This is a genomic window from Agromyces sp. NPDC055661 (genome assembly GCF_053618135.1).
Genome location: NZ_JBSHHC010000001.1, coordinates 2,651,026 through 2,677,803, shown reverse-complemented (window position 1 = coordinate 2,677,803; position 26,778 = coordinate 2,651,026). Strand labels below are relative to the sequence as shown.

32 protein-coding genes are annotated in these 26,778 nt (G+C 71.2%); 2 read left to right on the top strand and 30 right to left on the bottom strand.

Going from position 1 to position 26,778, the window contains the following annotated elements; genetic code table 11:
• Nucleotides 1–83 precede the first annotated feature (83 nt).
• From tsaD to glmS, 7 genes are read right to left on the bottom strand one after another with little or no spacing between them, the layout of a single operon-like run.
• A complete protein-coding gene (tsaD, locus tag ACWGO8_RS12410; protein ID WP_452043317.1) occupies nt 84–1,136 on the bottom strand; it encodes a tRNA (adenosine(37)-N6)-threonylcarbamoyltransferase complex transferase subunit TsaD in 1,053 nt (350 codons plus the stop codon).
• On the bottom strand, nt 1,133–1,642 hold the full coding sequence (gene rimI / locus ACWGO8_RS12405) for a ribosomal protein S18-alanine N-acetyltransferase (RefSeq protein ID WP_452043316.1): 510 nt from the start codon (nt 1,640–1,642) through the stop codon (nt 1,133–1,135). Before rimI ends, tsaD begins: the two co-directional genes overlap by 4 nt.
• Nucleotides 1,639–2,259 carry a tRNA (adenosine(37)-N6)-threonylcarbamoyltransferase complex dimerization subunit type 1 TsaB gene (gene tsaB, locus ACWGO8_RS12400; protein WP_452043315.1) on the bottom strand — a complete coding sequence of 207 codons (621 nt, stop codon included), beginning with the start codon at nt 2,257–2,259 and terminating at the stop codon, nt 1,639–1,641. Before tsaB ends, rimI begins: the two co-directional genes overlap by 4 nt.
• Nucleotides 2,260–2,268: 9 nt before the next feature.
• Nucleotides 2,269–2,772 (bottom strand): tRNA (adenosine(37)-N6)-threonylcarbamoyltransferase complex ATPase subunit type 1 TsaE, encoded by a 504-nt coding sequence (tsaE, locus tag ACWGO8_RS12395; protein ID WP_452043314.1) that lies wholly within the window; start codon nt 2,770–2,772, stop codon nt 2,269–2,271.
• Nucleotides 2,772–3,923 (bottom strand): alanine racemase, encoded by a 1,152-nt coding sequence (gene alr / locus ACWGO8_RS12390; RefSeq protein ID WP_452043313.1) that lies wholly within the window; start codon nt 3,921–3,923, stop codon nt 2,772–2,774. The genes tsaE and alr overlap by 1 nt, the downstream gene beginning before the upstream one ends.
• Nucleotides 3,920–4,285: a holo-ACP synthase gene (locus ACWGO8_RS12385; protein ID WP_376953996.1), complete on the bottom strand. Its 366-nt coding sequence runs from the start codon at nt 4,283–4,285 to the stop codon at nt 3,920–3,922. The genes alr and ACWGO8_RS12385 overlap by 4 nt, the downstream gene beginning before the upstream one ends.
• Nucleotides 4,286–4,307: 22 nt before the next feature.
• Nucleotides 4,308–6,158, bottom strand: a complete 1,851-nt coding sequence (glmS, locus tag ACWGO8_RS12380) for a glutamine--fructose-6-phosphate transaminase (isomerizing) (protein WP_452043312.1) — start codon at nt 6,156–6,158, stop codon at nt 4,308–4,310.
• Nucleotides 6,159–6,233: 75 nt separating this feature from the next.
• On the opposite strand from glmS, the gene coaA reads away from it, so the two are divergent.
• Nucleotides 6,234–7,190, top strand: coding sequence for a type I pantothenate kinase (coaA, locus tag ACWGO8_RS12375; protein ID WP_376953993.1), 957 nt, complete (start codon nt 6,234–6,236; stop codon nt 7,188–7,190).
• A gap of 39 nt (nt 7,191–7,229) precedes the next feature.
• Here coaA and glmM read toward each other — a convergent pair whose 3' ends face one another.
• From glmM to ACWGO8_RS12295, 16 genes are all read right to left on the bottom strand, one after another.
• Complete coding sequence (glmM, locus tag ACWGO8_RS12370) at nt 7,230–8,597, bottom strand: phosphoglucosamine mutase (RefSeq protein WP_452043311.1); 1,368 nt, start codon at nt 8,595–8,597, stop codon at nt 7,230–7,232.
• A 21-nt stretch (nt 8,598–8,618) separates the two neighbouring features.
• Complete coding sequence (gene rpsI / locus ACWGO8_RS12365) at nt 8,619–9,104, bottom strand: 30S ribosomal protein S9 (protein ID WP_452043310.1); 486 nt, start codon at nt 9,102–9,104, stop codon at nt 8,619–8,621.
• Between the two features lie 44 nt (nt 9,105–9,148).
• Nucleotides 9,149–9,595 (bottom strand): 50S ribosomal protein L13, encoded by a 447-nt coding sequence (rplM, locus tag ACWGO8_RS12360; protein ID WP_148733840.1) that lies wholly within the window; start codon nt 9,593–9,595, stop codon nt 9,149–9,151.
• 156 nt (nt 9,596–9,751) lie between these two features.
• Entirely contained in the window at nt 9,752–10,675 is a 924-nt protein-coding gene (gene truA, locus ACWGO8_RS12355; RefSeq protein WP_452043309.1) for a tRNA pseudouridine(38-40) synthase TruA, read from the bottom strand.
• Between the two features lie 90 nt (nt 10,676–10,765).
• Nucleotides 10,766–11,308 (bottom strand): 50S ribosomal protein L17, encoded by a 543-nt coding sequence (rplQ, locus tag ACWGO8_RS12350; RefSeq protein WP_376953987.1) that lies wholly within the window; start codon nt 11,306–11,308, stop codon nt 10,766–10,768.
• 46 nt (nt 11,309–11,354) lie between these two features.
• A complete protein-coding gene (locus ACWGO8_RS12345) occupies nt 11,355–12,341 on the bottom strand; it encodes a DNA-directed RNA polymerase subunit alpha (protein WP_148733836.1) in 987 nt (328 codons plus the stop codon).
• A 174-nt stretch (nt 12,342–12,515) separates the two neighbouring features.
• Nucleotides 12,516–12,914, bottom strand: a complete 399-nt coding sequence (rpsK, locus tag ACWGO8_RS12340) for a 30S ribosomal protein S11 (RefSeq protein WP_092668574.1) — start codon at nt 12,912–12,914, stop codon at nt 12,516–12,518.
• A 32-nt stretch (nt 12,915–12,946) separates the two neighbouring features.
• Nucleotides 12,947–13,327 carry a 30S ribosomal protein S13 gene (gene rpsM, locus ACWGO8_RS12335; protein ID WP_148733835.1) on the bottom strand — a complete coding sequence of 127 codons (381 nt, stop codon included), beginning with the start codon at nt 13,325–13,327 and terminating at the stop codon, nt 12,947–12,949.
• Between the two features lie 162 nt (nt 13,328–13,489).
• Complete coding sequence (gene rpmJ, locus ACWGO8_RS12330; protein ID WP_056734976.1) at nt 13,490–13,603, bottom strand: 50S ribosomal protein L36; 114 nt, start codon at nt 13,601–13,603, stop codon at nt 13,490–13,492.
• A 68-nt stretch (nt 13,604–13,671) separates the two neighbouring features.
• Nucleotides 13,672–13,893 carry a translation initiation factor IF-1 gene (gene infA, locus ACWGO8_RS12325; protein WP_011186713.1) on the bottom strand — a complete coding sequence of 74 codons (222 nt, stop codon included), beginning with the start codon at nt 13,891–13,893 and terminating at the stop codon, nt 13,672–13,674.
• Nucleotides 13,894–14,102: 209 nt separating this feature from the next.
• The gene (locus tag ACWGO8_RS12320; protein WP_452043308.1) at nt 14,103–15,254 is read right to left on the bottom strand and encodes a mannitol-1-phosphate 5-dehydrogenase; all 1,152 of its coding nucleotides are present in this window, start codon (nt 15,252–15,254) and stop codon (nt 14,103–14,105) included.
• Nucleotides 15,251–15,691 (bottom strand): PTS sugar transporter subunit IIA, encoded by a 441-nt coding sequence (locus tag ACWGO8_RS12315; protein ID WP_452043307.1) that lies wholly within the window; start codon nt 15,689–15,691, stop codon nt 15,251–15,253. The genes ACWGO8_RS12320 and ACWGO8_RS12315 overlap by 4 nt, the downstream gene beginning before the upstream one ends.
• A gap of 169 nt (nt 15,692–15,860) precedes the next feature.
• On the bottom strand, nt 15,861–17,360 hold the full coding sequence (locus ACWGO8_RS12310) for a PTS mannitol transporter subunit IICB (RefSeq protein WP_452043306.1): 1,500 nt from the start codon (nt 17,358–17,360) through the stop codon (nt 15,861–15,863).
• Nucleotides 17,361–17,379: 19 nt separating this feature from the next.
• Complete coding sequence (ptsP, locus tag ACWGO8_RS12305; protein WP_452043305.1) at nt 17,380–19,059, bottom strand: phosphoenolpyruvate--protein phosphotransferase; 1,680 nt, start codon at nt 19,057–19,059, stop codon at nt 17,380–17,382.
• 45 nt (nt 19,060–19,104) lie between these two features.
• Nucleotides 19,105–19,371, bottom strand: coding sequence for an HPr family phosphocarrier protein (locus tag ACWGO8_RS12300; protein WP_376953981.1), 267 nt, complete (start codon nt 19,369–19,371; stop codon nt 19,105–19,107).
• Between the two features lie 91 nt (nt 19,372–19,462).
• Nucleotides 19,463–19,774, bottom strand: coding sequence for a PTS sugar transporter subunit IIB (locus tag ACWGO8_RS12295; protein ID WP_376953980.1), 312 nt, complete (start codon nt 19,772–19,774; stop codon nt 19,463–19,465).
• Between the two features lie 223 nt (nt 19,775–19,997).
• On the opposite strand from ACWGO8_RS12295, the gene ACWGO8_RS12290 reads away from it, so the two are divergent.
• Nucleotides 19,998–21,929, top strand: a complete 1,932-nt coding sequence (locus ACWGO8_RS12290) for a BglG family transcription antiterminator (RefSeq protein ID WP_452043304.1) — start codon at nt 19,998–20,000, stop codon at nt 21,927–21,929.
• 9 nt (nt 21,930–21,938) lie between these two features.
• Here the strand turns inward: ACWGO8_RS12290 and map are convergent, their stop codons facing one another.
• From map to rplR, 7 genes are all read right to left on the bottom strand, one after another.
• Complete coding sequence (gene map / locus ACWGO8_RS12285; protein ID WP_452043303.1) at nt 21,939–22,772, bottom strand: type I methionyl aminopeptidase; 834 nt, start codon at nt 22,770–22,772, stop codon at nt 21,939–21,941.
• Between the two features lie 8 nt (nt 22,773–22,780).
• Nucleotides 22,781–23,413, bottom strand: a complete 633-nt coding sequence (locus tag ACWGO8_RS12280; protein ID WP_452043302.1) for an adenylate kinase — start codon at nt 23,411–23,413, stop codon at nt 22,781–22,783.
• A complete protein-coding gene (gene secY, locus ACWGO8_RS12275; RefSeq protein ID WP_376953975.1) occupies nt 23,410–24,729 on the bottom strand; it encodes a preprotein translocase subunit SecY in 1,320 nt (439 codons plus the stop codon). Before secY ends, ACWGO8_RS12280 begins: the two co-directional genes overlap by 4 nt.
• Nucleotides 24,730–24,865: 136 nt before the next feature.
• Entirely contained in the window at nt 24,866–25,534 is a 669-nt protein-coding gene (rplO, locus tag ACWGO8_RS12270; RefSeq protein ID WP_376953973.1) for a 50S ribosomal protein L15, read from the bottom strand.
• Entirely contained in the window at nt 25,534–25,719 is a 186-nt protein-coding gene (gene rpmD, locus ACWGO8_RS12265; RefSeq protein WP_130353506.1) for a 50S ribosomal protein L30, read from the bottom strand. Before rpmD ends, rplO begins: the two co-directional genes overlap by 1 nt.
• Nucleotides 25,719–26,420: a 30S ribosomal protein S5 gene (gene rpsE, locus ACWGO8_RS12260; RefSeq protein WP_452043301.1), complete on the bottom strand. Its 702-nt coding sequence runs from the start codon at nt 26,418–26,420 to the stop codon at nt 25,719–25,721. Before rpsE ends, rpmD begins: the two co-directional genes overlap by 1 nt.
• The gene (gene rplR / locus ACWGO8_RS12255) at nt 26,417–26,776 is read right to left on the bottom strand and encodes a 50S ribosomal protein L18 (RefSeq protein ID WP_452043300.1); all 360 of its coding nucleotides are present in this window, start codon (nt 26,774–26,776) and stop codon (nt 26,417–26,419) included. Before rplR ends, rpsE begins: the two co-directional genes overlap by 4 nt.
• Nucleotides 26,777–26,778 lie beyond the last annotated feature (2 nt).

Genomic DNA, 26,778 nt, shown 5'->3' with positions numbered 1-26,778 from the left:
CGGCGCGCGTGTTCGCGACATCCGCTTACGTTGCACACACTATCGCTCCGGATCGGCCGCGCACAGCCTTCCGCGCGGTGCGATCACGCCTGGATGTCGGTGACCGGAAGCGTCGAGTCGGCGCCGAAGCCGAGGCTCGAGGGACCGTGTCCGGCCATGATGAGCTGCGCCCCCAGGGCGGCGATCATGGCGCCGTTGTCGGTGCACAGCGAGAGGGGCGGAATGCGCAGCGCGATACCCGCGGCATCCGCTCGCTCTTCGGCCACCTCGCGGAGCCGCGCGTTCGCCACGACGCCGCCGCCGAGCAGCAGGCGGGGCACGCCGAGGTCGGTGCAGGCGGCGATCGCCTTGGAGACGAGCACGTCGACGACGGCCTCGCGGAAGCTCGCCGCGACGTCGGCCAGCGGCACGGGCTCCCCCGCGGCCTCGCGCTGCTCAACCCAGCGCGCCACTGCGGTCTTGAGCCCGGAGAAGCTGAAGTCGTAGCGGTGCGCGGCGAGGTCCTTCGGCTGCGTGAGCCCGCGCGGGAACCGGATCGCCGCCGGGTCGCCGCCGATCGCGGCGCGGTCGATCTCGGGCCCGCCGGGATACGGCAGCCCGAGCAGCCGCGCGACCTTGTCGAACGCCTCGCCCGCGGCGTCGTCGATCGTCTCGCCGAGGAGCTCCACGTCGGAGACGAGGTCGCGCACGAGCAGCAGCGAGGTGTGCCCGCCCGAGACGAGCAGGGCGATGGTCGGCGTCTCGAGCGGCGCCGCGTCGTCGAGGATGTCGGCGCCGACATGGCCGACGAGGTGGTTCACGGCGTAGATGGGCCGGTCGAGCGCGAGCGCGAGCGCCTTGGCGGCGCCGACGCCCACCATGAGCGCACCGGCGAGTCCTGGGCCGCTCGTCACCGCGACCGCCTCGACGTCGGACAGCGACACGTCGGCCTCGGCGAGCGCCGCGTCGATCGTCGGGCCGAGCGCCTCGAGGTGGGCACGGGCCGCGACCTCGGGCACCACGCCGCCGTAGCGCGCGTGCTCCTCCATCGACGACGCGATGACGTTCGCGAGCAGGTCGGTCCCGCGCACGATGCCGACCCCGGTCTCGTCGCACGACGTCTCGATGCCGAGCACGAGCGGCGCCGCGCGGTTCATGCGCCGGTCCCGGATGCCGCGGGGCGCGTGACGGCGGCCGGCACCTCGAGCCGCATCGAGATCGCGTCGACGCCGTCGGGCTGGTAGTACCCGCGACGCACCCCGATCTCGACGAAGCCGAGCGAGCGGTACAGCGTGCGCGCGATCGGGTTGTCGGCGCGCACCTCGAGGAAGATCTCGGCGACGTGCTTGCGGCGGGCCGCCGTGATGAGCGCATGCATGAGGCCCCGGCCGAGGCCGATCCCGCGCGAGAACTCGGCGACCGCGATGGTCTGGATGTCGCCCTGCCCGCCGTCGGGCGGCGCGAGCAGGCCGGCGTAGCCGAGGAGGCGCCGCTCGGGGTCCTCGGCGTCGTCGTCGACGGCCACGAGGTAGTACGCGTCGGGGTTCTCGAGCTCGCGGCGCATGGATGCCTCGGGCCACGCGTCGTTCACGAAGGTCTCGCGCTCGAGCCGCATGATCGCCTCGAGGTCGTCGACCTTCGCCCGTCGCATGAACACGCTCACTGCAGCACTCGCTTCCCGGGCGACGGCGTCACGTCGGGCGCGCGCAGGTAGAGCGGCGAGTCCTCGGCGAGTGGGAGGCGGCGCGCCGCGAAGGCGAGCTCGGCGACCATGCCCACGGCGCCCGCCTGCACGTAGTGCGCCTCGAGGCGCGTGCCGACGGCGTCGGGCACGTCGTCGCGCGGACAGAGCACCGGGCCCTCGACGCGCACCGGCAGCTCGTCGTCGTCGAGCCCGTCGTAGCCGGACACGGCGAACTCGCGCCGGCGCGCGTCGGTCAGCACCTGGAGCGCGCCCTCGTTGCCCGCGCGGTACCACGACCACGCCACGGCGTCGTGGCTCACGACCGGCACGAACGGCCGGCCGATGCCGACCGCGAACGCGTGCGCGGCGGCGATCCCCACGCGGAGCCCGGTGAACGGCCCCGGGCCCATGCCGCCCGCGACGCCCGACAGGTCGGCCGGGCGGACGCCCGCACCGGCGAGGGCGTCGCGGATGAGCTCGCCCACGACCTCGGCATGCCGCATGGTGTCGTCGGTGCCGGCTTCGGCCAGGATGCCGCCGTCGCGATCGACGACGGCGACACTCGTGCCCGTCGAGGTGTCGATCGCGAGGAGCATGGATCCAGCCTACTGGGACGCCTCGAAGGGGGTTCCCGCCCAGCGCGGGCCGTAGCCGCGGAGCTCGAGCACGCGCGGCTCGTCGGCGCCGAGGTGCTCGGCGTCCGCGGCATCCGCCGGCGCGACCGCGATGCCCTCCGGCCGCTCGATGAGGACCTCGAGCCACGAGTCGGACGCGCCGTCGAGCAGGCCGGCGCCCCACTCGACGACGACCACCGAACGCTCGAAGTCGAGGTCGAGGTCGTCGAAGTACAGCGCGCTCTCGAGCCGGTACGCGTCGACGTGCACGAGCGGCGGCCCGCCGGCGAGGTTCGGGTGCGTGCGCGCGAGCACGAACGTGGGGCTCTGCACCGGTCCGCGCACGCCGAGGCCGTCGCCGATGCCGCGCGTGAGCGTCGTCTTGCCCGCGCCGAGCGGGCCCGTGAGCAGCACGAGGTCGCCCGCGCGGAGCCCGCCGGCGAGCTCCCGGCCGAACGCCTCCATCGCCGCCGCGTCGGGGGCGTCGACGCGCATCAGGCGCCTCCGACGTAGGTGCGCGGCACCCGCGGCCCGACGCGCGTGACGATCTCGTAGCCGATCGTGTCGGCCGCGTCGCCCCAGTCGTCGGCCGACGGCGCGCCGGTCGCCGGGTCGCCGAACAGCACGACCTCGTCGCCGACGGCCACGGCGTCGTCGCCGACCGCCACGAGGAACTGGTCCATCGCGATGCGCCCGACGACGGGCCGGCGCGCTCCGGCCAGCCAGACCTCCGCACGGCCCGACGCCTGCCGCGGCACCCCGTCGGCGTACCCGAGCGGCACGAGCGCGAGCGTCGTGGGCCGGTCGGCGCGCCATACGTGTCCGTACGAGACGCCGGTGCCGGGTGCGATGCGGCGCACGGCGGCGACGCGCCCGCGCAGGGTCATGACGGGCCGGAGCCCGAGCTCGGCGGCCGTCGTGCCGTCGCCGAACGGCGGTACGCCGTAGCATCCGATGCCGAGGCGCACCAGGTCGTAGCGCGAGTCGGGGCGGCGCAGCGCCCCCGCGGTCGAGGCGAGGTGCCGTACCTCGGGGTCGAGCCCGGCGCCGGATGCCGCCGCCAGCGCGGCCTCGAAGGCGGCGAGCTGCGCGGCGTCCTCGTCGGGCGAGGTGTTCGCGAGGTGGCTGAAGACGCCGCGCACCCGCACCAGGCCGTCGGCCTCGAGGGCGGCGGCGATGCGGACCGCCTCGTCCCACTCCTCGGGCGCGACGCCGTTGCGGCTGAGCCCGGTGTCGATCTTCAGGTGCACCCGGGCGATGCCGTCGACGGATGCCGCGGCCGCCGCGACGGCCCGCAGCTGCCCGATCGACGAGACGCCGACGTCGACGTTCCGCCGCACGGCCCGGGCGAAGTCGGCGTCGGGGTCGTGCAGCCAGGCGAGGATCGGCGCGTCGATGCCCGCGTCGCGCAGCGCGATCGCCTCGTCGAGGTCGGCGACCCCGAGCCATGCCGCGCCGCCGGCGAGCGCCGCCCGGGCGACCGGCACGGCGCCGTGGCCGTAGGCGTCCGCCTTCACCACGACCATGGCCCGTGCGGGCGCGACCTGCGCGATCAGCGCTTCCACGTTCTCGCGCACGGCGTCGAGGTCGACGACGGCCTCGCGGAACGGACGCGATGCGGCATCCGTCGACGGGGTCTCGCTCACCCGGCGCTCCGATCGGACTCGAGCACGACGAACGCGCTCGCGATGCCCGCGTCGTGGCTCATCGAGAGGTGCACGCGGTCGATGCCGAGCAGCCGGATGTGCTCGGCCATGCCGCCCGTGAGCCGGAAGTCGGGGTTGCCGTCGACGTCCGACACGATGGTCATCTCGTGCCAGCGGATGATCGTGTGGCCGCCCAGCGCCTTGATGAGGGACTCCTTCGCGGCGAACCGGGCCGCGAGGGACCTGGCGGGGCGATCGCGTTCGCTCTCGGCGAACAGGCGCTCGACGAGGCCGGGGGTGCGCGTGATCGAGCGCTCGAAGCGCACGATGTCGACCACGTCGATGCCGATCCCGACGATCACGACACGACCTCCCGCCCCGTCGTCACTCCACCGTCACGGACTTCGCGAGGTTCCGCGGCTGGTCGACGTCGAGGCCCTTCGCCTGAGCCAACTCCATCGCGAACACCTGCAGCGGCACGACCGCGAGCAGCGGCTCGAACAGCGGCGCGGCGAGCGGGATGCGGATCACCTCGTCGGCGAAGGGCAGCACCGCGGCATCCCCGGCCTCGGCGATCGCGATGACGCGGGCGCCGCGGGCGCGGATCTCCTGGATGTTCGACACGACCTTGGGGTGGAGGTTCGCCGACCCGCGCGGGCTCGGCACCACCACGAAGACCGGCTGCCCCGGCTCGATGAGCGCGATCGGACCGTGCTTCAGCTCGCCGGCCGCGAAGCCCTCCGCGTGGATGTACGCGAGCTCCTTGAGCTTCAGCGCACCCTCGAGGGCGATCGGGTAGCCGACGTGCCGGCCGAGGAAGAGCACCGAGCGGGTGTCGGCCATCCAGTGCGCGAGCTGCTCGACGCGCTCGGCCTGCTCGAGCACGGTGCTGAGCTTCTCGGGCACGGCCTGCAGCTCGGCGAGGTTCTCGGCGAGCGCCTCGTCGTCGAGCGTGCCGCGAACGCGCGCGAGGTGCAGGCCGAAGAGGTAGAGCGCGGCGATCTGCGCCACGAACGCCTTCGTGGAGGCCACCGCGACCTCGGGCCCGGCGTGCGTGTAGACGACGGCGTCGGACTCGCGCGGGATGGTCGCGCCCTGCGTGTTGCAGATCGAGATCGTACGGGCGCCGTTGTCGCTCGCGTACTTCACGGCCATGAGGGTGTCCATGGTCTCGCCCGACTGGCTGATCGAGACGACGAGGGTGCCGTCGTCGAGGACCGGCTCGCGGTAGCGGAACTCGTGGCTGAGCTCGACCTCGACGGGCACGCGCGCCCACTGCTCGATGGCGTACTTCGCGACCATGCCGGCGTAGGCGGCCGTGCCGCACGCGACGATGGTGATGCGACGGACGCCGCGGAGCTCCTCGTCGCCGAGGCCCTCGAGCTCGGGGATGTGCACCTGGCCGTCGGCGACCCGGCCGCGCAGCGTGTTCGCGACGGCCTCGGGCTGCTCGGAGACCTCCTTGCGCATGAAGGAGGACCAGCCGCCCTTCTCGGCGGCGGACGCGTCCCAGGCCACGTCGAACGGCTCGACCTCGACGGCCCCGCCGTCGAAGTCGGTGACCGTGACGCCATCGGCGGTGATGGTGACGATCTGGTCCTGGCCGATCGCGACCGCGCGCTTCGTGTATTCGACGAACGCGGCGACGTCGGAGCCGAGGAAGTTCTCGCCCTCGCCGAGGCCGATCACGAGCGGGGAGTTGCGGCGCGCGCCGACGACGACGCCGGGCTGGTTGCGGTGCACGGCGAGCAGGGTGAACGCGCCGTCGAGGCGGGAGACCGTGGACCGGAACGCCTCGGTGAGCTCGCCGATGCGGCGGTACTCGCGGCCGAGCAGCACGGCGGCGACCTCGGTGTCGGTCTCGGACTCGAAGGTGAAGCCCTCGGCCAGGAGCTCGTCCTTCAGCTCGGCGAAGTTCTCGATGATGCCGTTGTGGATCAGCGCGAGCCGCCCCTCGTCGCCGAGGTGCGGGTGCGCGTTGCGGTCGGTGGGGCCACCGTGGGTCGCCCACCGGGTGTGGCCGATGCCGGTGCTGCCCTCGTGCAGCGGCGCGGCCGCGAGGTCGTCGGCGAGGACCTGGAGCTTGCCGGCGCGCTTCGCCGTCTCGATGACGCCGTCGTCGTCGACGATCGCGACCCCCGCCGAGTCGTAGCCGCGATATTCGAGGCGGCGAAGGCCTCCCATGAGCACGTCGAGGCTGTTGCGCTCTCCGACGTATCCGACGATTCCACACATGGGCTCGATTGTATGCGCAGCGGGCTGGGAGCCTCATGCGCGGGCCGGCCGGCGGCCCTTCACTAGACTGACACGGTGCTGGATCCGCTGAGCCCGTCGACGAACGCCGCGCAGATCTCGCCCTTCACCGAGCTCGACCGGGCGGACTGGGCGGCGCTCGCCCCGTCGATGCCGTCGCCGCTCCGCGAGACCGAGATCGTGCAGCTGCGCGGGCTCGGCGAGCCCCTCGACCTCCGCGAGGTCGCGGAGGTCTACCTGCCGCTCAGCCGGCTCCTGAACCTCTACGTGGGCGGCATGAAGTCGCTGCACAGCGTGACGAGCGAGTTCCTCCGCGAGCGCATGGAGGCGACGCCGTTCGTGATCGGCGTGGCCGGCTCGGTCGCGGTCGGCAAGTCGACGATCGCCCGCCTGCTGCGCGAGCTCCTCGCACGCTGGGAGCACACGCCCCGGGTCGAGCTCGTCACGACCGACGGGTTCCTCTTCCCGAACGCCGAGCTCGAGCGACGCGGCCTGATGACGCGCAAGGGATTCCCCGAGTCGTACGACCGCCGCGCGCTGCTCCGCTTCGTGAGCGAGGTGAAGGCCGGCGCCCCCGAGGTGCGCGCGCCGTTCTACTCGCACCTCGCATACGACATCGTGCCCGACGCGCAGGTCACGGTGCGCCGCCCCGACGTGCTCATCCTCGAGGGCCTCAACGTGCTGCAACCGCCCGGTCCCGGCCACCGCCTCGCCGTCAGCGACCTGTTCGACTTCTCGATCTACGTCGACGCCCGCACGAGCGACATCGCGCGCTGGTACGAGGAGCGGTTCCTGAAGCTGCAGCGCGGCGCGTTCTCGAATCCGCGCTCGTACTTCCACCGCTACGCGAGCCTCACCGAGACCGAGGCGCGCCAGCGCGCACGCGAGATCTGGCGCTCCATCAACGAGCCCAACCTGCTGCAGAACATCCGCCCGACCCGGTCGCGGGCGTCGCTCGTGCTGCGCAAGAGCGCCGACCACACCGTGTCGAGCGTGCTGCTGCGGAAGCTCTAGGCGGGCAGCGGAAGCTCTCGGTGGGCGCCGCCGGTAGCGCTAGGCGGGCAGCGCCAGGCGCTCGCGCACGACCTCGGCCAGCGACGCGGAGTGCCGCTCCGCGGTCTCCTGCTCGGCGGCCTCGACCATGACGCGCACCATCGGTTCGGTGCCCGACGGGCGCAGCAGCACGCGCCCGGAGTCGCCCAGCTCGGCCTCCGCGGCGGCCACGGCCGCGGCGATCACGTCGTCGTCGGTGAGCGCGTGGTGGTCGACCCCGCGCACGTTGACGAGCACCTGCGGGTACACCGTCATGACCGACGCGAGCTCGGCGAGCGTCTTGCCGGTGCGCGCCATCTCGGCCACGAGGTGCAGGCCGGTGAGCACGCCGTCGCCCGTCGTGGCGAACTCGGTCATGATCACGTGGCCCGATTGCTCGCCGCCCAGGGCGAGTCCCTCGGCTGACAGCGCCTCGAGCACGTAGCGGTCGCCGACCTTGGTCTCGATCACGCGGATGCCGCGCTCGGCCATCGCGCGTCGCAGTCCGAGGTTCGACATCACGGTCACGACGAGCGTGTCGTCGGTGAGGACGCCCCGCTCGTGCATCGAAACGGCGAGGATCGCCATGATGCGGTCGCCGTCGATGATGTTGCCCTCGGCGTCGACGGCGAGGCAGCGGTCGGCGTCGCCGTCGTGCGCGATGCCGACGTCGGCGCCGTGCTCGAGCACCGCGGCCTGCAGCTTGTCGAGGTGGGTGGATCCGACGCCGTCGTTGATGTTCATGCCGTCGGGGTCGGCCCCGATGACGGTGACCTTCGCCCCGGCGTCGCGGAACGTCTCGGGCGAGACGCCGGCGGCCGCGCCGTGGGCGCAGTCGAGCACGACGTGGAGGCCGTCGAGGCGGTTCGGCAACGTGCCGAGCAGGTGCACGACGTAGCGGTCCTCGGCGTCGGAGAAGCGGCGGATGCGGCCGACGCCCCCGCCGATGGGAGCGAGCTTCTGCTTGCCGAGGTAGGACTCGATGCGGTCCTCGACCTCGTCGGGCAGCTTCGTGCCGCCGAACGAGAAGAACTTGATGCCGTTGTCGGGCGCGGGGTTGTGCGACGCCGAGATCATCACGCCGAAGTCGGCGTGGATGGAGTCGATCAGGAACGCGGTCGCGGGCGTCGGGATGACGCCGGCGTCGAGCACGTCGACACCGGAGCTCGCGAGGCCGGCGGCGACCGCCGAGGTCAGGAACTCGCCCGAGACCCGGGGGTCGCGCGCGACGACCGCGGTCGGCCGGCGACCGGCCGCGCGGAGTTCGTCGGCGTGGCGTCCCTGCGTGAGGACGGCCGCAGCCGCCTGGGCGAGGCCCAGGGCCAGGTCAGCCGTGAGTTCACGGTTGGCCAGGCCCCGGACCCCGTCGGTTCCGAAGAGCCGGGGCATACGGAGAACCGGGAACCCGGATCAGCGCTTCGAGAACTGAGGCGCCTTGCGGGCCTTCTTGAGACCGGCCTTCTTGCGCTCGATGACGCGGGCGTCACGCGTGAGGAAGCCGGCCTTCTTGAGGGTCGGGCGGTTGTTCTCGCGGTCGATCTCGTTGAGCGCGCGCGCGATCGCGAGGCGCAGCGCGCCGGCCTGGCCCGAGGGGCCGCCGCCGGTGATGCGGGCGATCACGTCGTACGAGCCGCTGAGCTCGAGGACGGTGAAGGGGTCGGTGATGAGCTGCTGGTGCAGCTTGTTCGGGAAGTAGTCCGCGAACTCACGGCCGTTGACCGTGATGGTGCCGGCGCCGGGGACGACGCGCACGCGGGCGATGGCCTGCTTGCGGCGACCGACGGCCGCACCCGAGACGTTGAGGACGGGGCGGGGCGTGGCCGGAGCCGCGGCGGGCGTGCTCTCGGTCGTGTAGCTCTCGGGAGCCTGGTCGATCTGGTCTGCGATCTTCGCCATGGTGGTTGTGAATCCTTAGTTCGAGAAGGTCGAGTTCGCCGGGCTTACTGGGCGACCTGGGTGAGGGTGTACGGCTTGGGCTGCTGAGCCGCGTGCGGGTGCTCCGGGCCGGCGTAGACCTTCAGCTTCTTGAGCTGCTGGCGACCGAGCGAGTTCTTGGGGAGCATTCCGCGGATCGCCTTCTCGACGGCGCGGACGGGGTTCTTCTCGAGGAGCTCGGCGTAGCCGACGGCCTTGAGGCCGCCCGGGTAGCCGGAGTGGCGGTACGCCTTCTTCTGCTCGAGCTTCTGGCCGGTGAGGGCCACCTTGTCGGCGTTGACGATGATCACGAAGTCGCCGGTGTCGACGTGGTTCGCGAAGATCGGCTTGTGCTTGCCGCGCAGCAGGGCTGCGGAGTGGCTGGCCAGGCGGCCGAGGACGATGTCGGTGGCGTCGATGACGACCCAGTCGCGCTGGATCTCGTTCGCCTTCGGGGTGTAGGTGCGCGTCACGGAAGTGCTGCTTTCTGATCGAGTGAGGGGTTCGTGAATCCCACTCCGATGGGTGTTCGACCGCGATGCGGGCGAACGCCCTGGTGGAGGGCTCAACTTCGGATGCCGCCCTTCGACGGGCTCAGGGAGCAGCGATGGCGGCACCAAAGAGGTAGCTTAGCCGACGATGCCTTCCACGTGCAATTCGCGACGTGCGCGCGTCTGGGCGGCGCGGGCCTCGAGCTCGTGGTCGCCGGGGTAGCCGACCTCGGTGAGCACGAGCCCCTTCGCGGGCATCACCTTGAACGCGCTGGTCCGCTCGCCCGCCCGCAGCAGCGCCTCGGGGGCGGATGCCTCGAGCCGCCCCTCCCCCACCGCGACGCACGCCCCGACGAGGGCGCGCACCATCGAGTGGCAGAACGCGTCCGCCTGGAGCGACGCGACGAGCACGCCGTCCTCGGCGCGCGCCCAGCGGTAGGACTGCAGTGTGCGGATCGTGGTCGCGCCCTCGCGCGGCCGGCAGAACGCGGCGAAGTCGTGGAGGCCGATGAGGGAGGCCGCCGCGGCATCCATCGCGCGTTCGTCGAGGTGCCGGGGCACGGCGAGCGTGCGGCGGCGCTCCAGCGGGTCGCGCATCGCGGATGCGTCGGCGACCCGGTACTCGTACCGTCGCCAGATCGCGGAGAAGCGGGCGTCGAAGCCATCGGGCGCCCGCTCGGCGTGCGTGATCACCACGTCGGCGTCGGCGCCGATGATGCCGGTGAGGCGCCGCGCCAGCGCCGCCTCGGGCGAGGGGTCGGGGTCCTGTCCGCGGCGCGGCCGTGCGACGACCGCGAGGGCGTCCTCGCTCACGTCGAGGTGCGCGACCTGGCCGAGCGCGTGCACGCCTGCGTCGGTGCGGCCCGCGACCGTGAGGCGCGGCGCGGTGCCCGTGCGGCGGAAGAGCGTGGCGAGGGCGTCCTCGAGCACGCCCTGCACGGTGCGGAGCCCGGGCTGGCGACTCCAGCCGTTGAAGTCGGTGCCGTCGTAGGCGATGCCGAGCCGCACGCGCACGACGGATGCCGCGGCATCCGTCTCGGCGATGGACTCGGTCTCGGACATGCGTCCAGCCTACGGCGACGCGCTCGCCGGCCCGGGACGGCGAAGGGCCGCGCTGCTGCTGCAGCACGGCCCTTCGCGGGTGTTGCGAGGCTACTTGACCTCGGCGGGCTCCTCGGCGGACTCCTCCGACGCCTCGGCGCCGGCGGCCTCGTCGACCGCGGCCTCGGCCTCGGTCACGACCTCCTCGGGCGTCTCCTCGACCACGGGCTCCTCGGCGGGGGCCTCGTCGGCGACGGGGGCGGCGGCCGGCTTGGCGGCGCGCTTCTTCGGGGTCACGGGCTCGAGCACCAGCTCGATGACCGCCATGGGCGCGTTGTCGCCCTTGCGGTTGCCGATCTTGGTGATGCGGGTGTAGCCGCCCTCACGGTCGGCCACCTGCGGCGCGATCTCGGTGAAGAGCTTGTGCACCACGGCCTTGTCGCCGATCACGGCGAGGACGCGGCGACGGGCGTGCAGGTCGCCGCGCTTCGCGAACGTGATGAGGCGCTCGGCCAGCGGACGGAGGCGCTTGGCCTTCGTCTCGGTCGTGGTGATCCGCTCGTGCGTGTAGAGCGCGGCGGCGAGGTTCGCGAGCAGGAGCCGCTCGTGCGCGGGTCCGCCTCCGAGGCGGGGGCCCTTGGTGGGCTTCGGCATGGTTCGTTATCTCCAGTGGTGGGGGGTCGGTACGTCGGGGAACGACTCAGTTCTCGTCGTCGAAGCCCGTGTAGAAGTGGGCGCCGTCGAATCCGGGGACGGAGTCCTTCAGCGAAAGACCCATCTCGGTGAGCTTGTCCTTGACCTCATCCACCGACTTCTGGCCGAAGTTGCGGATGTTCATGAGCTGCGACTCCGACAGGGCGACGAGCTCGGAGACCGTGTTGATGCCCTCGCGCTTGAGGCAGTTGTAGCTGCGGACGGACAGGTCGAGGTCCTCGATCGGGATCGAGAGCTCGCTCGAGAGCACGGCGTCGACCGGCGCGGGGCCGATCTCGATGCCCTCGGCGGCGACGTTGAGCTCACGGGCGAGGCCGAACAGCTCGGTGAGCGTGCGGCCGGCCGAGGCGATGGCGTCGCGCGGCGAGATGGCGGGCTTGGTCTCGACGTCGACCACGAGGCGGTCGAAGTCGGTGCGCTCGCCGGCACGGGTGGCCTCGACGCGGTAGGTGACCTTCAGCACCGGCGAGTAGATCGAGTCGACCGGGATCTGGCCGGCCTCGGAGTACTCGTTGCGGTTCTGGCTGGCCGAGACGTAGCCGCGGCCGCGCTCGATCGTGAGCTCGAGCTCGAACTTGGCCGAGTCGTTGAGCGTCGCGATGACGAGCTCGGGGTTGTGCACCTCGACACCGGCCGGAGCGGAGATGTCGGCAGCGGTGACCTCACCGGCGCCCTGCTTGCGGAGGTAGGCGGTGATGGGCTCGTCGTGCTCGCTCGAGACGACGAGGTTCTTGATGTTGAGGATGATCTCGGTCACGTCCTCCTTCACGCCGGGGACGGTCGAGAACTCGTGGAGCACGCCGTCGATGCGGATGCTCGTCACGGCTGCGCCGGGGATCGACGAGAGGAGGGTGCGACGGAGGGAGTTGCCCAGGGTGTAACCGAAGCCCGGCTCGAGGGGCTCGATCACGAAACGCGAACGGAACTCCGAGATGTTCTCTTCGGTGAGCGTCGGGCGCTGTGCGATCAGCACGGTGTGATTCCTTTCGGCAGGGTGTCCGCTATATGACACCTGCGAGGTCGAGGATCTTGAGTTGTTGAGAGAACGGATGCTGCGGGGTCCGGGGGGCCCGGATGCGGGCACGGCGCGATGATCCCTCGGGGATCTCGGCGCGGCCTGCGGCCCCCCGGTCCGCAGGACGGAGAACTAGACGCGGCGACGCTTGGGCGGGCGGCATCCGTTGTGCGCCTGCGGCGTCACGTCGTTGATGCTGCCGACCTCGAGGCCCGCGGCCTGGAGCGAGCGGATCGCCGTCTCGCGGCCCGAACCCGGGCCCTTCACGAAGACGTCGACCTTCTTCATGCCGTGCTCCTGCGCCTGGCGGGCGGCCGACTCGGCGGCCAGCTGCGCGGCGAACGGCGTGGACTTGCGCGAGCCCTTGAAGCCGACGCCACCGGAGGAGGCCCAGCTGATCACGGCACCGGTGGTGTCGGTGATCGAGACGATCGTGTTGTTGAACGTCGACTTGATGTGGGCCTGGCCCACGGCGATGTTCTTCTTTTCCTTCTTGCGCGGCTTGCGAGTAGCCGCCTTGGGTGCTGCCATGTTCGAAATCTCCTAGATCTTGGCGCGAGCGGTTACTTGCGGCCGGGCTTCTTCTTGCCGGCGACGGTGCGCTTCGGGCCCTTGCGGGTACGAGCGTTGGTCTTGGTGCGCTGGCCGCGGACCGGGAGGCCGCGACGGTGGCGCAGGCCCTCGTAGGAACCGATCTCGACCTTGCGGCGGATGTCGGCGGCGACCTCGCGGCGGAGGTCACCCTCGACCTTGAAGTTGCCCTCGATGTAGTCGCGGAGGGCGACGAGCTGCTCGTCGCTGAGGTCCTTCACGCGGATGTTCCCGTCGATGCCGGTCTCGGCGAGCGTGGTGAGCGCTCGCGTGCGGCCGACGCCGTAGATGTAGGTCAGTGCGATCTCCACGCGCTTCTCGCGCGGGATGTCGACTCCTGCCAGACGTGCCATGTTGGCTATCTCCTGTTTCGAAGTGGAGGTGTGGAGCAGCGCCGGTGCCCGGGCCTCCGACCCGAGGTGTCCCCGCGACATCCGAGACGTCGAGGTTCTGGCGTTGCCGATTCGGTGTTCAGTTGTGGGTGCGGGCCGTCGGACGGCCCGCGAGTCGTGCGACTAGCCCTGGCGCTGCTTGTGGCGCGGGTTCTCGCAGATCACCATGACGCGGCCGTGGCGGCGGATGACCTTGCACTTGTCGCAGATGCGCTTGACGGAGGGGTTGACCTTCACAGTTGTTTCCTTGGGTTCGCTGTCCTCGTGCCCGCGGGGTGCCGCGGGCCGTTACTTTCCGACAGCCCTTACTTGTAGCGGTAGACGATGCGGCCGCGCGTCAGGTCGTACGGGCTCAGCTCGACGATCACGCGGTCCTCGGGGAGGATCCGGATGTAGTGCTGGCGCATCTTCCCTGAGATGTGCGCGAGGACCTTGTGCCCGTTCGTGAGCTCCACCCGGAACATCGCGTTCGGGAGTGCCTCGATGACCGAGCCTTCGATCTCGATGACGCCGTCTTTCTTGGCCATAGCCTCACTATCGCTTGGAGTTTGGGATGCTGGTCGTGCGATGTGCTCATCGACGATCGCTCGTCGGGCACGCCGAAGCAGGCGTGCCAGAACACCAAGGGTCAACTATAGGCGATTCCGGGCATCTTCGCCAGTCGAGCCTGCGGATGCCGCTGCGCCCATGCCGGGCGACGGATGCCGCGCCCCGACCGGCCCCGCGACCGGCCCGCTCAGGCGGTGCGCGTCGCCGCCTCGACGACCTCGACGAGGCCCGCTTCGAGCGGATGCCCCGGCTCGATGCCCGTGACGTCGTGCACGAACACCTCGGGTTCCCGGCTCGTGAGCAGCGCATGCAGCTCGACGCTCTCGGGATCGGCGGCCACGTCGAAGCGGAGCGCCGCGCCGACGGCCGCGAGGAGGCCGGGCACCGGACGTCCGAGCTCGGCGAGCTCCGCAGCAGGCCCGATGAACCGCTCGTGCCGGCCGAGCTTGCGCAGCGGCTGGCGGCCGACCCGCTCCACCGTGTCGGGCAGCTCGGGGTTGCGGAACCGCTCGAGGATCGTGGCCCGATAGGCGCCCTGCTCCTCGGCGGTGAAGTCGTGCTTGGCGACGATCAGCGCCGACGTCTCCTCGAGCGCGCGCTCGACCGCCTGTGCGACGGCCGGGTCGGCGAGCGCATCGCTGATCCGGCTGTGTCCGGCTGCCGCGCCGAAGTAGGCCGTCGCGGCGTGGCCGGTGTTCACCGTGAAGAGCTTGCGCTCGATGTACGGCGCGAGGTCGTCGACGAAGTGCGCCCCGGGGATGTCGGGGGCGGCAGCGCCGAACGGCGGGCGCTCGATCGCCCACTCGAAGAAGGTCTCGACCGTCACGTCGAGGCCCGCGTCGGCGGCCTGCCCCGGCACGATCCGGTCGACGGCCGTGTTCGCGAACACCGCGCGCGCCTCGAGCTCCGGCCACTCCTCGGGGCTCGACAGCGCAGCGATCTCGTCACGCAGGAGGTTCGTGGCGTTGATGGCGTTCTCGCACGCCATGATCACGAGCGGCGGGGCATCCGCCGGCCGTTCGCGCAGCGCCATGAGGAGGTGCGGCGCGATGAAGCGCAGGATGGTCGGGCCGACCGCCGTGGTCGCCACGTCGGCGGTCACGAGCTCGTCCAGGAGGGCCGCAGCATCCGCCTGGCTGTTGATCGCCCGGTAGCCGGTGACCACTTGGTCGCGCGCGCCGACCCCGACCTCGTGCACCGTGTAGCGGTCGGATGCCGCGAGCGCGTCGATGAGCTCGGCGTTCACGTCGGCGAAGACCACCTCGTACCCGGCCTCGTGCAGGAGGAGGCCGACGAACCCGCGCCCGATGTTGCCGGCGCCGAAGTGGACGGCCTTCACGAGTCGTTGACCTCGGAGAGCAGGGCATGCAGCTCGGCCGCGGTGGGCGCCGCGATGAGCGCCTGCACGGCGTCGTCGTCGGAGAAGATGATCGCGATCTTCGACAGGATGTCGAGGTGCTCGTTCTCGATGCCGGCGATGCCGACGACGAAGCGGGCCTCCTCGCCGCCCCAGTCGACAGGCTCGTCGTAGCGCACGACCGAGAGCGCCGACCGGCGGATCTGGTCCTTCGCCTCGTTCGTTCCGTGCGGGATGGCGAGGAAGTTGCCCATGTAGGTCGAGACCGAGCCCTCGCGCTCGAGCATCGAGTCGACGTACCCGGGGTCGACGGCGCCGGCCTCCACGAGGATCGCGCCCGCCTCGCGGATCGCGTCCTCCCGGCTCGCGGCACGGGCGGCCAGCCGGATGTTGTCGGCGGGCAGGATCTCATCGGTCATGGGATGCTCCTTCTCTCGTTGCTCTCGTCGTTGGTGCGTCTCGTCGTGCGTCTCGGGATTCAGCGGTTCCGTCGAGGCGACGCCGCGGAGCCGCGGGCGGCCTCACGTGGTGCGAGGCCGACCGCGGCTCCGGGCTGGCGCCGTTCGTGCATGGTCGTCGTGGCGACGATCAGCGCACGCCCTCCGATTGGAGGAGGTTCACGATCTCGTCGTACTTCGGCGAGTTCATGAAGTTCTCCACCGACACGTGCAGCGCACTCGGCGACTGCAGCTTGGCGCGGTCGGTGAGGTCCTGGTGCGTGATCACGAGGTCGACGTCGTCGGTCAGGTTGGCGATCGACTTGTTCGTCACCGTGACGCTGTCGATGCCGGCCTTCTTGATCTTGTTGCGCAGCACCGTTGCGCCCATCGCGCTGGAGCCCATCCCCGCGTCGCACGCGAAGATGATGTTGTGGATCGGCTTGCGCTCGAACGCGGCCTCCTCGCCCTCGGAGAGGAGTTCGGCACCGCCCTCGTCGATCCCCGCCTGCAGGTTCTGCAGGACGCCCGACTCCTTGCCCTTGTTGGCCTCGGTCTGCGCGATCGCGGCCGCGAGGTCGCCGGCGTTCGCCTTCTCGAGGTCGCGCTTGCGACTGGCCCTGAGGATCACCGCGGCGATGATGAACGACACCGCGGCCGACAGGATCACCGAGAGGATCACCCCGACGTAACTGTCGGAGGCCGTCTGCGCCAGCACCGCGATGATGCTGCCCGGTGCCGCCGGCGCTCGAAGGCCGCTGTTGAAGAGCACGTTCGTCGCAACACCGGTCATGCCTCCCGCGATCGCGGCGAGGATCAGGATCGGCTTCATGAGCACGTACGGGAAGTAGATCTCGTGGATCCCGCCGAAGAACTGGATGATGATCGCGCCCGGAGCGCTGGCCCGTGCCAGTCCGATGCCGAAGAACGTGAACGCGAGCAGGATGCCCAGGCCGGGGCCGGGGTTCGCCTCCACGAGGAACAGGATCGACTTGCCGGTCTCGCTCGCCTGCTGGGTCCCGATCGGGGTGAACACGCCGTGGTTGATGGCGTTGTTCAGGAACAGGATCTTGCCGGGCTCGACGAGGATCGACAGCAGCGGGAGCAGCGAGAGCTTCACGAGCCAGTCAACCGCGGCCTCGAGCCCGTTGCTCAGGGCCTGCACCACGGGACCGAAGGCGAAGAAGCCCACGATGGCCAGGATGAAGCCGAGGATGCCGGCCGAGAAGTTGTTGACCAGCATCTCGAAGCCGGCCTTGATCTTCCCCTCCCAGATCTTGTCGACCTGCTTCATGAGCCACGCCGCGAGCGGGCCCATGATCATCGCGCCGAGGAACATCGGGATGTCCGTGCCGACGATCACGCCGACGGTGGCGATGGACGCCACGACGCCGCCGCGGGTGTCGTACACGAGCCGCCCGCCCTGGTTCGCGATCAGGAGCGGAAGCAGGTAGATGATCATCGGCCCGACGAGCGCCGCGAGCGACTCGTTCGGGGTGAATCCGGCCGGGATGAAGAACATCGTCACGATGCCCCAGGCGATGAAGGCCGCGATGTTCGGCAGGATCATGCTGGACAGGAACGAACCGAACTTCTGTACCGCGACGCGTGCTCCCCCCGGCCGCTTCGTCTCGGGTGACGTCGTTGTCATGCGAATGCCTCTCTCGTGGTCACGACGCGGATGCCCGCGCCGTGGTGATCTCGGTCGCGACGGCCTGGGCCGCCTGCTTGGCGTCGGCCGCTCCCTCAGCGGCCAGGGCTGCCCGGGCGAGCGCCTTCGCGTCGTCGGGCGTGTACCGCGCGAGGGAGGCGCGGACATCTGCGAGTGCCGATGGCGACATCGACAGGCTGGTGGCGCCGAGTCCGACGAGGACCACGGCGAGCAGCGGATCGGCTGCGGCCTCGCCGCAGATGCCGACGGGCTTGCCGAGCTCGGCGCCTGCAGCGCCGACGTCGGCGACGAGCTTCAGCACCGCGGGGTGCCACGGGCTCTGCAGGTTCGCCACGGTGCCGAGGAGCCGGTCGGCCGCCATCGTGTACTGCGTGAGGTCGTTCGTGCCGATCGACGCGAAGGCCGCGACCCGCAGGACCCGGTCCGCGATGAGCGCCGCCGACGGGGTCTCGACCATCACCCCGGCCACCTTGATGCCGAGCTCGTCGGCGAGCTTCGTGAAGTACTCCGTCTCCTCGACGGTGGCGATCATGGGCGCCATCACCCAGAGGTCGGCGTCGGTCGTGGCATCCGCCATCGCGAGGGCCGTGAGCTGCTCGCGCAGGATGATCTCGGAGTGGCGGAGCGCGCGGATGCCGCGGAGCCCGAGCGCCGGGTTCTCCTCGTGCGCTTCGTTGAGGAACGAGAGCGGCTTGTCGGCGCCGGCGTCGAGCACCCGCACGACGACCTTTCGCCCAGGGAACGCGGAGAGGAGCCGTGCGTAGTGCTCCTCCTGCTCGCGCACGCTCGGCGCCGTGTCGGCGTCGAGGAAGAGGAACTCGGTGCGGAACAGGCCGACGCCCTCCGCGCCGAGCTTCACGGCCTCGGCGGCGCCGTCGGCCGAGCCGAGGTTCGCGAGGAGCGGCACGGGCGTCCCGTCGGCGAGGGCGCCAGGCGTGACCGGCGCTGCCTCGAGGGCGGCGCGCTCGGCGATCCGGGCCTTGGCGTCGGCGACCTGCTCGGGCGTGGGGTCGGAGACGACCATGTCGTTCGCCGCGTCCACGACGACCGTGTCGCCGTCGGCGAGGGTCGCGGCATCCGTCGCCCCGACGATCGCGACGATCGACTTCTCGCGGGCGAGGATCGCGGTGTGCGAGGTGGGGCCGCCGTCGATCGTGACGAGCCCGAGCACCTGGTCGAGGTCGAGGGTCGCGGTGTCGGCCGGCGCGAGGTCGCGGGCGACGAGCACGAACGGATGCCCCGGATTCGGCACGCCCGGCGCAGGCAGCTTCAGCAGGTTCGCGATGACGCGCTGGGAGATGTCGTCGAGGTCGGTGGCGCGCTCGGCCATGTACCCGCCCATTCCGAGGAGCAGGTCGCGGTAGGCGGCGAACGACTCGTACACGGCCCGCTCGGCCGTCTTTCCCGTGGCCAGGAGCTTCGTCACCTCGTCGACGAGGCTCGGGTCCTCGGCCATCATGGCCTGCGCCTCGAGCACGTCCTTCGCGGCGCCGCCGGCCTTCGCCCCGCGGTTCGCGAGCTCGGCCGCGACGACCGAGAGCGACGCGCGGGCGCGCTCGCCCTCGAGCCCGGGGTCGAGGTGACTCGGCCGGTCGACCGGCGGCGGCAGCTGCTCGGCCATCCGCACGACCGGTCCGACGGCGACACCCAGTCCGATGCCCGTGCCGTTGATCTCCATCACTCGCCCCTCCAGTTCGGTTGAATGGGCGACGGATGCCTCGCGCTACTCGTCGTGGTCGGTGCTGAGCAGCTCCACGAGCTGGTCGAGGACCGCCTGCTCGTCGCCGCCGTCGACGACGATCGTGACCTCGTCGCCGTGGTCGATCCCCTGCGCGATGACGGCGAGGATGCTCGCCGCGTTGACGGGTGAGCCACCGGATTTCTGGATCGTGACGGACGACCCCGATGCGGCTGCAGCCTGGGTGAAGAGCTTGGCCGGCCGTGCGTGAAGGCCGTGGGTCGATCCGATTCGAACAGTGCGTTCCACCATGATTCCGGTTCCCGTCGCTGGCTTCCGTTCCCTCGTTCACCATAGCCCGCAGGCTCTGCGGTGGGAACCACGGCGCGCGGGGCGCGCGGGCTCATGACGGCGCCCCAGCGATCTCGAGGGCGACGTCGAGGGCCCCGCCGCCGTCGGGCGAGGTCGCCACGACGTCGGAGAGGATGGCGATCGGCACGGATGCCGCTGCGGCGCGCTCGCGCAGGCGGTCGACGCGATCGGCGAGATGGGCGCCCACGAGGAGCACGTCCGCGTCGGCGAGCGCCACGTCGAGCTGGGACTCGCTCGTCGCCGTCGCGCGCACCTCGAGCCCCCTGGCCGTGGCGGCCCGGCGGATCCGGTGGGCGACGAAGGTGCTCGAGGCGCCGGCCCCGCAGACCACGATGATGCGCATCGCTGAGCCTCCTCGCCCGGCCATCGCCCGGTCCTCGTCGATCGTTCGGCCGCGGCGACTGCCGCGATCGAGCCGATTCTGCCCGCGTCGCTCAGGAGGCAGCCACCCGATCTTCTTCCGCACCCCCGGAAAATCCGGGACGGATCCGCCCACCTCCCGCGGCGTCGATGGTTGACTGTCTGCACCGCACGGCGTCGCGTGGCGCCGAGGAACCGGAGCTGCAGTGGCCGAGAAGTGGGAGCGCCTCGTCGACGCGCTCGGCCATGCCGACGGCTGGACGACCGCGTCGGAGCTCGCCGACCGCCTGGGCGTGACGACGCGCACGATCCGCAACTACGCGGCGCAGGCGAACTCCGGCGGCGTCATCGTCGAGTCCGGCCCGGCGGGGTACCGACTCGACCGCGCGGCTTGGGCGAACAGGGGCGTCCCCGCCCGGCGCGACTCCTCGCCCCCGGTGCGGGCCGCCCGCGTCATCCGCTCGCTCATCGACGCCACCGACGGCCTCGACGTGCACGAGACGGCGGCCGCCAACCACGTCAGCGACTCGACGTTCGAGGCCGACCTCGCGCGCGTGCGGGCGCGCCTCGACGGCACCGGGCTCACGCTCGTACGGCAGGGGCCGCGCATCACGCTCGAGGGTCCCGAGACCGCCAGGCGACGGCTGCTCGGCGCGCTGTTCCGCGACGAGTCGGCGCGCGGCATGCTCGAGCTCGACGCGCTCCGGGCCGCCTTCCCCGAGGTGTCCGAGTTCCGCACGGCGCTCGTCGCGGGGCTCGCCGACGCCGGCTACGCGCCGAACGAGTACGGGCTCAACGACGTGCTGCTGCACACCGCGATCGCGCTCGACCGCGTGGCGACGAACCATCCGCTCGACGAGGCGGACGCGGCGGCTCCCCCGGCGTCGTCGGATGGCTCGACGGCCCCGGTCGCGGCATCCGCGTCGACCGCCGCCGACGGCCCGCTGGCCGAACTCCTCGCCCGGCTCGTCGACGAGCATTTCGGCACCTCGGTCGGTCCGGCCGACCTCGCGCACCTGACCCGGCTCCTCGAGACGCGTGCCGCCACCCGCACCACGGCGGCGGCGCAGGCGGATGCCGCGGGCCGCCCGATCTCGCCGCGGGTGCCCCTCGTGCGGCGCATCGTCGCCGGCGCGTCGGCCGCGTACCTCGTCGACCTCGACGACGAGGACTTCATCGACCGCCTCGCCCTGCACGTCGACAACCTCGTCGCGCGGGCGAGCACGTCGAACCTCTCGCGCAATCCCCTCACGGCCTCGATCAAGGCCGCCTACCCGCTCATCTACGAGCTCGCCGTCTACATCGCGAGCGAGCTCGCGCGCACCGAGGGCATCGCGGTCGACGACGACGAGATCGCGTACATCGCGATGCACGTGGGCGCCTACCTCGACCAGCGCCGCTCGCGCGGCGAGATCGTGCGCGTCGCCGTCTCTGCTCCGGCGTACCACGACGTGCACACGGCGCTCGCGGCGCGCATCCGCTCGGCGGTCGACGACGAGGTCGAGCTCGTCGCACCGGGCGAGGAGGCCGAGCGCGCCGACGTGCTCGTCGCGGTCATCGAGCCGTCGTCGCCCGTCGAACGGCTCGTGCTCGTGGCGCCGTTCCCCACGGAGGTCGACCTCGAGCGCGTGCGCGTCGAGATCGCCCGCGTCCGTCGGGCGCGCCGACGTGCCCGGCTCGCGGCGTCGCTGTCGCGCTACATCGCGCCCGAGCTGTTCGTGCGCGGGCTGCGGGGCTTCGATCGCGACGGCGCCATCCGGATGCTCGGCGACCGCATGATCTCGGCAGGGGTGATCGACCGCGCCTACGTCGAGGGCGCGCTCGAACGCGAGCGCCTGTCGTCGACCGCGTTCACCGAGCATCTCGCCGTGCCGCACGCGATGACCATGACCGCTCGACGCACCGCGATCGCGATCGCGATCGACGACGTGCCGATCGACTGGGGCGGCGCGAGCGTGAACGTCGTCGCGCTCATCGCGTTCGCCGAGAGCGGCCGGGCCGAGTTCCAGGAGGTGTTCGACCAGTTCGTCGAGGCGTTCTCGGAGCGCGAGAACGTGCAGCGCCTCGTGGTCGGCGCGACGGACTACCCCGGACTGCTCGCCGAGCTCTCACGGCTCATGGAGCCGCACGCGGCGTGACGGGCGCCGTCAGCGCGCGGCGATCGGCACGGGTGCGACGCCGAACGGGGCGAGGCCGGCCGCACCGCCGTCCTCCGCGGTGAGCACCCAGATGCCGTCGTCGTGCACGGCCACGGAGTGCTCCCAGTGCGCGGCGTCCGCGCCGTCGGAGGTCGTGACCGTCCACTCGTCGTCGCGCACGAAGGTGTCGATCGACCCGGCGACGATCATCGGCTCGATCGCGACCACGAGGCCGGGGCGGATCGCCGGGCCCTTCTGCCGGACCCGGTAGTTGAACACGGGCGGCTCCTCGTGCATGGTGCGCCCGATGCCGTGGCCGACGTAGTCGGTGAGGATGCCGTACGAGCCCGCCGCCTCGACGTGCTCCTCGATCGCGGCGCCGACCTCGTTGAGGTGGCGCGCGGCCGCGAGCTCCGCGATGCCGCGCCAGAGCGCGGACTCCGTGACGTCCGACAGCGCCTGGCGCGCCAGCACGACGTCGGGGCGCTCGGGATCGGGCAGCACGACCGTGAAGGCCGCGTCGCCGTTCCAGCCGTCGAGCTCGGCGCCGCCGTCGACCGACACGATGTCGCCGGGCCGGAACGGGCGCTCACCGGGGATTCCATGCACGACGTCGTCGTCCACGGACACGCAGAGCGTGTGGCGGTAGCCCGGCACGAGCTGGAAGTTCGGCCTGCCGCCGAGTCCGCGGATCACGCGTTCGGCCGCCGCGTCGAGCTCGAGCGGCGTCGCGCCCGCTGCGACGAGGCGCCGCGCCTCCGCGAGTGCCGCCGCGGTGGCCGCGCCTGCGGCCAGCATCGAGCGAAGCTCGGCCGGGGACTTGTAGATCGAGCGCTTGAACACGCGGACGGTCAGGCGGCTGCGCCGTTGCCGCCGTCGTGGCCCGCCGAGAGCCCACGGGCGGCGAGCGCCTCGAAGATGCGCGCCGTGACCTCGTCGAGGGTGCCCACGCCGTCGATGTCGACGACGAGGCCCTGCCCGCGGTAGACGTCGAGGATCGGCGCCGTCTCGCGCTCGTAGATCGCGAGGCGGTTGGCGATGACCTCTTCGGTGTCGTCGGTGCGGCCCTGGTCGATGGCGCGCTGGCGCAGGCGCGAGATGCTCTCGTCGCGCGGCACGCTGAGCTCGATGACCGCGTCGAGGGCTTCACCGCGCGAGGCGAGGAAGTCGGCGAGGTCGTCGACCTGGCCCCGGTTGCGGGGGAACCCGTCGAGCAGGAAGCCGCCCGCGGCATCCGACTGCGCGAGCCGGTCGCGCACCAGCTCGCAGGTGAGCTCGTCGGGGACGAGGTCGCCCGCCTCGACGATCGACTGCACCCGCTTGCCGAGCTCCGTGCCCCCCGAGATGTTCTCGCGGAACACGTCGCCGGTCGAGATGGACGGGACCCCGAAGGCCTCCGCGACGAGCACGCCCTGCGTCCCCTTGCCGGAGCCCTGCGGCCCGACGATCAGGAAGCGGGCGGAGCTGTTCGCGGAAGCCGTCATCGGAGGAGCCCTTCGTAGTGGCGCTGCTGCAGCTGTGCGTCGATCTGCTTCACCGTCTCGAGGCCGACGCCCACGATGATGAGGATCGAGGCGCCGCCGAACGGGAAGTTCTGGTTGGCCCCGACGAGCGAGAACGCGATGAGCGGGATGAGCGCGATGAGGCCCAGGTACACCGAGCCGGGCAGCGTGATGCGCGTGAGCACGTAGTCGAGGTACTCGGCGGTCGGGCGACCGGCACGGATGCCGGGGATGAACCCGCCGTACTTCTTCATGTTCTCCGAGACCTCGTCGGGGTTGAACGTGATCGCCACGTAGAAGTACGTGAACCCGACGATGAGCAGGAAGTACAGGAGCATGTAGAGCGGGTGGTCGCCCTTGGTGAGGTAGTTCGTGATCCACACGACCCACGGCTGCGGCTCCTCGCCCGCCGCGGGCTGGTTGAACTGGGCGATGAGCGCCGGCAGGTACAGCAGCGACGAGGCGAAGATGACGGGCACGACGCCGGCCATGTTGACCTTGATCGGGATGTACGTGTTGTTGCCGCCGTAGGTGCGCCGGCCGACCATGCGCTTCGCGTACTGCACGGGGATGCGCCGCTGCGACTGCTCGACGAAGACGACGCCGACGACGACCAGCAGGCCGATCGCGATCACGACGGCGAACACGTCGAAGCCGCGCGAGATGGCGATCGCCCAGAGCGCGCCGGGGAAGGTCGCGGCGATCGAGGTGAAGATCAGGAGCGACATGCCGTTGCCGATGCCGCGCTCGGTGATGAGCTCGCCCATCCACATGATGAGGCCGGTGCCCGCCGTCATGGTGATGACCATGAGCAGGATCGCGTACCACGCGTCGTTCGTGATGAGCTGCGAGCACTCGGGGGCGCTCGACGGGAACAGCGCGCCCGAGCGGGCGACGGTGATGAGCGTCGTCGACTGCAGCACGCCCAGCGCGATGGTGAGGTAGCGCGTGTACTGCGTGAGGCGCGCCTGGCCCGCCTGGCCCTCCTTGTAGAGGGTCTCGAAGTGGGGGATCACCACGCGCAGCAGCTGCACGATGATCGACGCCGTGATGTACGGCATGATGCCCAGCGCGAAGATCGACAGCTGGAGCAGCGCGCCGCCCGAGAACAGGTTCACCAGCTCGTAGAGTCCGGACGCCCCCTGGCTCGCCGCCAGACACGCCTGCACGTTGCCGAAGTCCACGAACGGCGCCGGGATGAAGGAGCCGAGGCGGAACAGGGCAACGATGCCCAGCGTGAATCCGATCTTGCGTCGAAGATCCGGCGTGCGGAAGATCCGCCCGATGGCGTTGAACACTCGTCCTCCTGTAGCTCCGTCGTGGAGCGGGTTGCTGCGCTTGCGGACTCAGTCCGTATGCGGCTCGAGCCTGTCGAGACCCCCGTGAATCATACGCGAGGTCCCGACAGGCTCGAACAATCGGTGATGCCGCGGTCTACTTGACCGAGCCGCCGGCGGCGACGATCTTCTGCTCTGCGGAGCCGGAGACCTTGTCGACCTCGACGTTGAGCTTCACCTGGATGTCGCCGTTGCCGAGCACCTTGACGCGCTCGTTCTTGCGGACGGCGCCCTTGTCGACGAGGTCGGCGACGGTGACGTCGCCGCCCTTCGGGTAGAGCTCGGCGAGCTTGTCCAGGTTGACCACCTGGTACTCGACGCGGAACGGGTTCTTGAAGCCGCGGAGCTTCGGCGCACGCATGTGGTACGGAAGCTGGCCACCCTCGAAGCCGGGGCGGATGTTGTTGCGGGCCTTCGAACCCTTGGTGCCGCGACCGGCGGTCTTGCCCTTCGAACCCTCACCGCGTCCGACGCGGGTCTTGTCCTTCTTGGCACCCGGCGCCGGGCGAAGGTGGTGCACCTTCAGCACGGGCTCGCGCTTCGCGACATCCTGCTCGGCCTTCTTCGCCGGAGCCTTCTTCGCGGGGGCCTTGTCGGCCTTCGCGTCGTCGGCCTTGGCAGCGGCGGCCTTGGCGGGAGCCTTCTTCGCGGGAGCCTTCTCGGCCTTCGCGTCGTCGGCCTTGGCGGCCGGCTTCGCAGCGGCCCGGCGGGCCGGAGCCTTCTTCGGGGTCTCCTCGGCCACGGCCTCGTTCTTCTCTTCAGCCATTAGTCGATCTCCTCAACCTTCACGAGGTGGGCGACGGTCTTGACGTACCCGCGGTTCTGCGGGGTGTCGTCACGGACGACCGAGTCGCCGATGCGCTTGAGCCCGAGGCTGCGCAGCGTGTCGCGCTGGTACTGCTTCTCGCTCACCTTGGACTTGATCTGGGTCACCTTCAGCTGCTTGGCCATCAGGCACCTGCCTTCGCTGCTGCAGCGGCCTCGGCCGCCTGGGCCTCGGCACGCAGCAGACGGGCGGGGGCGACCTCGTCGTAGTCGAGACCACGACGCGCGGCGACCGCACGGGGCTCCTCGAGCTGCTTGAGGGCCTCCACCGTGGCGTGCACGATGTTGATGGTGTTCGACGAGCCGAGCGACTTGCTCAGGACGTCGTGGATGCCGGCGCACTCGAGGACGGCGCGCACGGGGCCGCCGGCGATGACACCGGTACCGGCGGAAGCCGGACGCAGCAGGACGACGCCGGCCGCGGCCTCACCCTGCACGGGGTGGGGGATGGTCGCTCCGACGCGCGGGACGCGGAAGAAGTTCTTCTTCGCCTCCTCGACGCCCTTCGAGATCGCGGTCGGGACCTCGCGCGCCTTGCCGTAGCCGACGCCGACGAGGCCGTTGCCATCACCCACGACGACGAGCGCCGTGAAGCTGAAGCGACGGCCGCCCTTGACGACCTTGGACACGCGGTTGATGGTCACGACGCGCTCGAGGAACTGGCTCTTCTCGGCGTCACGGCCACCGCGGTCGCGGCTCTGGCCACGGTCGCGGCTGCCACGACGGGCCTCGCGCGGCTCGTTCTGGGGAGCCTCGCTCGCGGCGGCGGTCTCCACGGGTGCCTCTGCCACTGCAGCCACCTCGTTCTCCTTCTTGTTGTCGGTCACAGGCTCAGCCCCGCCTCTCGCGCACCATCGGCGATGGCGGCGACGCGACCGGCGTACTTGTTGCCGCCACGGTCGAAGACGACCGACTCGATGCCGGCCTGCTTCGCGCGCTCGGCAACGAGCTCGCCGACCTTCTTGGCCTTGGCGGTCTTGTCACCGTCGAACGCGCGGAGGTCGGCCTCCATGGTGGATGCGGACGCAAGGGTGCGGCCGGCGGCGTCGTCGACGACCTGCACGAAGACGTGACGGGCCGAACGCGTGACGACGAGGCGCGGGCGCAGCTCCGTGCCGACGATCTTCTTGCGAAGGCGGGTGTGGCGGCGCGAACGCGCGGCCGTCTTGCTCTTCACAGCCATGA

What these genes read in the sequence shown, in the direction of transcription:
- tsaD (WP_452043317.1), bottom strand. Translation starts at nt 1,136, where the DNA reads ATGAACCGCGCGGCGCCGCTCGTGCTCGGCATCGAGACGTCGTGCGAC.
- tsaB (WP_452043315.1), bottom strand. Translation starts at nt 2,259, where the DNA reads ATGCTCCTCGCGATCGACACCTCGACGGGCACGAGTGTCGCCGTCGTC.
- tsaE (WP_452043314.1), bottom strand. Translation starts at nt 2,772, where the DNA reads ATGCGCGTCGACGCCCCCGACGCGGCGGCGATGGAGGCGTTCGGCCGG.
- glmS (WP_452043312.1), bottom strand. Translation starts at nt 6,158, where the DNA reads ATGTGTGGAATCGTCGGATACGTCGGAGAGCGCAACAGCCTCGACGTG.
- glmM (WP_452043311.1), bottom strand. Translation starts at nt 8,597, where the DNA reads ATGCCCCGGCTCTTCGGAACCGACGGGGTCCGGGGCCTGGCCAACCGT.
- rpsI (WP_452043310.1), bottom strand. Translation starts at nt 9,104, where the DNA reads ATGGCGAAGATCGCAGACCAGATCGACCAGGCTCCCGAGAGCTACACG.
- truA (WP_452043309.1), bottom strand. Translation starts at nt 10,675, where the DNA reads ATGTCCGAGACCGAGTCCATCGCCGAGACGGATGCCGCGGCATCCGTC.
- rplQ (WP_376953987.1), bottom strand. Translation starts at nt 11,308, where the DNA reads ATGCCGAAGCCCACCAAGGGCCCCCGCCTCGGAGGCGGACCCGCGCAC.
- rpsK (WP_092668574.1), bottom strand. Translation starts at nt 12,914, where the DNA reads ATGGCAGCACCCAAGGCGGCTACTCGCAAGCCGCGCAAGAAGGAAAAG.
- rpsM (WP_148733835.1), bottom strand. Translation starts at nt 13,327, where the DNA reads ATGGCACGTCTGGCAGGAGTCGACATCCCGCGCGAGAAGCGCGTGGAG.
- infA (WP_011186713.1), bottom strand. Translation starts at nt 13,893, where the DNA reads ATGGCCAAGAAAGACGGCGTCATCGAGATCGAAGGCTCGGTCATCGAG.
- ACWGO8_RS12315 (WP_452043307.1), bottom strand. Translation starts at nt 15,691, where the DNA reads ATGACCGATGAGATCCTGCCCGCCGACAACATCCGGCTGGCCGCCCGT.
- ACWGO8_RS12310 (WP_452043306.1), bottom strand. Translation starts at nt 17,360, where the DNA reads ATGACAACGACGTCACCCGAGACGAAGCGGCCGGGGGGAGCACGCGTC.
- ptsP (WP_452043305.1), bottom strand. Translation starts at nt 19,059, where the DNA reads ATGGAGATCAACGGCACGGGCATCGGACTGGGTGTCGCCGTCGGACCG.
- ACWGO8_RS12300 (WP_376953981.1), bottom strand. Translation starts at nt 19,371, where the DNA reads ATGGTGGAACGCACTGTTCGAATCGGATCGACCCACGGCCTTCACGCA.
- ACWGO8_RS12295 (WP_376953980.1), bottom strand. Translation starts at nt 19,774, where the DNA reads ATGCGCATCATCGTGGTCTGCGGGGCCGGCGCCTCGAGCACCTTCGTC.
- ACWGO8_RS12280 (WP_452043302.1), bottom strand. Translation starts at nt 23,413, where the DNA reads ATGACGGCTTCCGCGAACAGCTCCGCCCGCTTCCTGATCGTCGGGCCG.
- rplO (WP_376953973.1), bottom strand. Translation starts at nt 25,534, where the DNA reads ATGGCTGAAGAGAAGAACGAGGCCGTGGCCGAGGAGACCCCGAAGAAG.
- rpmD (WP_130353506.1), bottom strand. Translation starts at nt 25,719, where the DNA reads ATGGCCAAGCAGCTGAAGGTGACCCAGATCAAGTCCAAGGTGAGCGAG.
- rplR (WP_452043300.1), bottom strand. Translation starts at nt 26,776, where the DNA reads ATGGCTGTGAAGAGCAAGACGGCCGCGCGTTCGCGCCGCCACACCCGC.